This is a genomic window from Streptomyces sennicomposti, assembly GCF_019890635.1.
GTDB lineage: Bacteria > Actinomycetota > Actinomycetes > Streptomycetales > Streptomycetaceae > Streptomyces > Streptomyces sennicomposti.
Genome location: NZ_JAIOAB010000120.1, coordinates 1 through 4,265 on the forward strand (window position 1 = coordinate 1; position 4,265 = coordinate 4,265).

The 4,265-nt window shown below is 74.6% G+C and carries 3 protein-coding genes; 2 read left to right on the forward strand and 1 reads right to left on the reverse strand.

The window, feature by feature from the left end; all coding sequences use genetic code 11:
- Positions 1–291: 291 nt before the first annotated feature.
- Positions 292–1,503 (reverse strand): fumarylacetoacetase, encoded by a 1,212-nt coding sequence (gene fahA / locus K7787_RS31230; protein ID WP_223003694.1) that lies wholly within the window; start codon positions 1,501–1,503, stop codon positions 292–294.
- A gap of 242 nt (positions 1,504–1,745) precedes the next feature.
- On the opposite strand from fahA, the gene K7787_RS31235 reads away from it, so the two are divergent.
- Positions 1,746–2,993, forward strand: a complete 1,248-nt coding sequence (locus K7787_RS31235) for a carboxylate--amine ligase (RefSeq protein WP_223003695.1) — start codon at positions 1,746–1,748, stop codon at positions 2,991–2,993.
- Positions 2,994–3,272: 279 nt separating this feature from the next.
- Complete coding sequence (locus tag K7787_RS31240) at positions 3,273–4,085, forward strand: Cof-type HAD-IIB family hydrolase (RefSeq protein ID WP_009190054.1); 813 nt, start codon at positions 3,273–3,275, stop codon at positions 4,083–4,085.
- The last annotated feature ends 180 nt before the right edge of the window (positions 4,086–4,265 follow it).

Here is a 4,265-nt window from a genome sequence, read left to right on the forward strand (position 1 = left end):
TGCGCGGTGCGCTGGTGGTGCGGTCTTGGTGCGCCGGTGGTGCTGCGGGGCGTGCTCGGGGAAGGTCCGGCGCGGGGCCGGTCCCGCGAGTCCGCGCGTCCCGCCGTCAGTATGACGGTGCCGGGCGGCACGAGTCAGGACCCGAGAGCGGCCGAATTCCGCACCCCGGGACGCGGCAGGACGGGGCGGGACGGGGCGGGCGAGGGGCGGGAGGGGCGGGCGTAGGGACCGGCCCGCCCCTCGCCCGCCCCCGGACCGCTGACCGATCCGCCCCGTACCGATTCCTCCGCCTCAGGCCGTGACGATCCGTCCCGTCACCTCTCCCAGCCCCACCCGCGTGCCGTCCGCGCCCGGCGCCCACGCCGACAGGGTGACCACGTCGCCGTCCTCCAGGAACGTCCGCTTGCCGTCCGGGAGTTCGAGGGGTTCCCGGCCGTTCCAGGTCAGCTCCAGCAGCGAGCCGCGCTGCCCCGGCTCCGGTCCGCTGACCGTGCCCGAGCCGTACAGGTCGCCGGTGCGCAGGGACGCGCCGTTGACCGTCATGTGGGCCAGTTGCTGGGCGGCCGTCCAGTACATGGTCGAGAACGGCGGCTCGGACACCACGTGGCCGTTGATCGCGACGGAGATCCGCAGGTCGTAGCCGCCGGGCTCGTCCGCGGAGTCGTCGAGGTAGGGCAGCAGCGGATGCGTGCGCTCCGGCGGCGCCACCCGCGCGTCCTCCAGCGCGTCCAGCGGAGTGATCCACGCCGACACCGACGTGGCGAACGACTTGCCGAGGAACGGGCCGAGCGGCACGTACTCCCAGGCCTGGATGTCGCGCGCCGACCAGTCGTTGAGCAGGCACAGCCCGAAGACGTGCTCGCGGAAGTTCTCCAGCGACACCGGCCGCCCCATCCGCGACGGCACGCCCACCACGAAGCCGACTTCGGCCTCGATGTCCAGCCGCACGGACGGGCCGAACACCGGTTCGGGGTCGGCGGGGCCCTTGCGCTGGCCGGCCGGGCGGGTGACGTCCGTGCCCGAGACCACCACCGTGCCGGAGCGGCCGTGGTAGCCGATCGGCAGATGCTTCCAGTTGGGGGTGAGGGAGTCGGCGGCGTCCGGGCGGAAGATCTGGCCGACGTTGCGGGCGTGGTTCTCGGAGGCGTAGAAGTCGACGTAGTCGGCGACCTCGAACGGCAGGTGCAGGGTGACCGAGGACAGCGGGTGCAGGAACGGGGCCACGGTCTCCTGGTGGGCGGGCACCGTCACCCACGCGGTCAGCGCGCGCCGCACGTCCGACCAGGCGGTGCGCCCGGCGGCCAGGAGCGGGTTCAGGGTCGGCCGGGCCAGGAGGGCGGCGTACGGCGAGCCGAGCGCCAGCGCCGCCGCGCCCGCGTCCAGGACGTGGTCGCCGAGCCGGACGCCGACGGATCTCTCCTGCGATCCGGCGCGGGAGAAGACACCGTAGGGAAGGTTGTGCGGGCCGAAGGGATCGCCCTCGGGGACCTCGAAGGGGGGCATCGGTACTGCCTCTCTTTCGTGTGCCGTGCGTGCCGTGCGGGGCGGGACCGCACGTGTGCGGTTCGGGCCACACGTTACGGGGGCGCCGGTGGTTTCCGGCAGTGCCTAAAGAGTTTGCAATGTCCCAATTGGCCTTGTGGGAGCGCCTAATTCCGGCTTAGCGTCCTTTGGGGCGCGGACGGGGTGGATCCGCCCCGCAAGGGGGACACGTGGGGGGACCCGTGGCCAGGAGAACCGTCGGCGTGCCGTTCGCGGCGGATCCGGACGTACCGGGTCTGATCGTCAAGTTCGGCGACTACCCGCTGCACCACGGCGGGGTGGGGGCGATCCGCAGCCTGGGCCGGGCCGGCGTCCCGATGTACGCCGTCACCGAGGACGCGTACACCCCGGCGGCCTCCTCCCGTTATCTCAGACGCGCGTTCGTCTGGCCGACCACCGGCACGGAGGACGCGGACCACCTGGTGGAGGGCCTGCTGCGGATCGCGCGCCGCATCGGCCGCCCGGCCGTCCTCGTGCCCACCGACGAGGAGGCCGCCGTCCTGATCGCCGAGCACCAGGACGCGCTCGGCGGCCACTTCCTCTTCCCGCGCGTCGAGCCCGGCCTGCCGCGCCTCCTGGCCAGCAAACAGGGGCTGCACGAACTGTGCGTGAAGCACGGTGTGCCGAGTCCGGCGGCCGTCTTCCCGCAGTCGTACGACGACATCGCGGCGTTCGCGCAGACGGCCCGCTTCCCGGTGGTGGTGAAGAACCGCGAGGCGTTCACGCGCCGCAGCCGGCCGGCCGTGAACGGCACCACCCGGGTCGCCACCCGCGCGGGACTGCTCTCGCTGGCCCGCGACTGGGGCGAGCGGCCGGGCGTGATCATCCAGGAGTACCTGCCGCGCGAGCAGGCCGAGGACTGGATCGTGCACGCCTACTTCGACCGCGACTCCCACCCGCTCGCCCTGTTCACCGGCGTCAAGGTGCGCTCCTGGCCGCCGCACGCGGGCATGACGGCGAGCGCGTACGTCGTGGACAACCCGGAACTCGCGGACCTCGCCGCGCGTTTCGTCAAGGAGATCGGCTTCACCGGGATCGTCGACCTCGACCTGCGCTTCGACCGGCGCGACGGGCAGTACAAGCTGCTGGACTTCAACCCGCGGATGGGCGCGCAGTTCCGGCTCTTCGAGAGCGGGTCGGGGGTGGACGTGGTGCGCGCCATGCACCTCGACCTGACCGGGCGGCCGGTCCCGGAGGGCGAGCAGCGGGCCGGCCACCGGTTCGTCGTGGAGAACATCGACCTGCCCGCCCTGCTCGCCTACCGCCGCAGCGGCTATACGACCCCGCACGCCCCGGCGCGGGCGAGCGGCACCGAGCTGGCCTGGCTCGCGGGCGACGACCCGATGCCGTTCCTCACGATGCTCGCCCGCTTCGTGCGGCCGGGAGCCCGGCACCTGTACCAACTGTGGCGCACCAGCCGCCGCGGCGGCACACCGGACAGACCCGCCTGAGGGGGACTTCGGCTGCCGGGCCGTGCCGTCCGGCGGGGACTTCGGCCGTCGGGTCGTGCCGTCCGGCAGGGAGCGGCCGGGTGCCCAGCGGGGAGAGCGGCCAGCGGGGGAGGGCGGCAGGGCACCCGGCGGGGAGCGGCCGGGTGCCGCACCGAGCCGTCCCGCTCACCTGCCGCGCGAGGAAAGGGAGTTGGGAGAGGAGGCCGGCGGTGGCCGGTTCCGTGCCCGCCCCCGCTTCCCCGTGGTCCCGGGCCCCCGGCGGGTCCGTATTCTCTGATCATGGCCGCACCCCCTCCCCCCGCGTACGCCCTCATCGCCACCGACCTGGACGGAACGCTGCTGCGCGGCGACGACACCGTGTCCGAGCGGACCCGCGCCGCGCTCCACCGGGCGGCGGCGGCCGGCGCCCGGCACCTGGTGGTGACCGGACGGCCCGCGCCGCGGGTACGGCCGCTGCTGGCGGCCCTCGGCGGCGGCGGGCTCGCCGTGTGCGGTCAGGGCGCCCAGCTCTACGACGCGGCGGCGGACCGGCTGCTGTGGTCGGTCACCCTGGACCGGGAGACGGCCGAGACCGCGCTCGGCAAGATCGAGGCCGAGGTGGGCGAGGTGTACGCGGCGGTCGACCAGGACGGCGTGGACGGGCTGACGCTCATCGAGCCGGGGTACCGCATGCCGCACCCGACCCTGCCCGCCGTGCGGGTCGAGCGGCGCGACGAGCTGTGGCGGGCGCCGATCAGCAAGGTGCTGCTGCGCCACCCGGGGCTGGGCGACGACGAGTTGGCGGCGGCGGCCCGGGGCGTGGTCGGCTCGCTGGCCACGGTCACCATGTCGGGGCCGGGGACCGTGGAGCTGCAGCCGTGCGGCATCACCAAGGCGACCGGGCTGGCGCTGGCCGCCGAGCACCTCGGGGTGCGCCGGGAGGACGCCCTCGCCTTCGGCGACATGCCGAACGACATCCCCATGTTCCGGTGGGCGGCCCGGGGCGTCGCCATGGCCAACGCCCACCCCGAACTGAAGGCGGTGGCCGACGAGGTCACCACATCGAACGAGGACGACGGCATCGCCGTCGTCCTCGAACGGGTATTCGCCTAGCCGGACCGACCGGACCGACCGGACCGACCGGACCGACCGGCCCGGCCGGACCGCCGGGCGGCTGTGGGCTGACCGGGCGGCGGGGCGACCCGGCGACCGGGTGCCGGGCTGACCGGGCGACCGGGATGCCGAACGGCCCGGCGGCCCGGCGGCCCGTCAGGTGGGCCACCGAGCCGCCGG

Coding starts and splice junctions, on each gene's coding strand:
- fahA (WP_223003694.1), bottom strand. CDS start 1,503: ATGCCCCCCTTCGAGGTCCCCGAGGGCGATCCCTTCGGCCCGCACAAC.
- K7787_RS31240 (WP_009190054.1), top strand. CDS start 3,273: ATGGCCGCACCCCCTCCCCCCGCGTACGCCCTCATCGCCACCGACCTG.